This is a genomic window from Mesorhizobium sp. CNPSo 4661, assembly GCF_057784215.1.
Genome location: NZ_JBWGIO010000088.1, coordinates 1 through 313, shown reverse-complemented (window position 1 = coordinate 313; position 313 = coordinate 1). Strand labels below are relative to the sequence as shown.

The following is a 313-nucleotide window of genomic DNA, read 5'->3' as shown; positions in this document are numbered from 1 at the left end:
CTTCCCAGATGAGGACGAGTCCGTTTGTTTGGGGGATGTCGCTCCAACTGATTGCGACCTGACCTGCCTCTCCAGAGAGCGACCCATGCGTAGCCGCGTTGATAGCTAGTTCATGGATGAACAAGGCTAGAGGCTGGACTGCGTGAGCCAAAAGCATGATGTCAGGGCCTTCCAGCACGGCTCGCGAGGCGCCGTAAGGCTCGAGTTGAGTTTGTATCGCCTCGCGCAGCGGGACGTTTTGCCAACCCCGTCGCGCGAGCAGGGCATGGGCCCGAGCCAGGGACTGGATCCGATCCTGAACCGAAGCGGCATA

Annotated in this window: 1 protein-coding gene; it reads right to left on the bottom strand. The window is 60.4% G+C overall.

Translation table 11 applies throughout. The features are described 5' to 3' along the window. Positions 1-313: HWE histidine kinase domain-containing protein (locus AC0YKC_RS34030; protein ID WP_488514252.1), on the bottom strand; the 313-nt coding region annotated here is incomplete at both ends.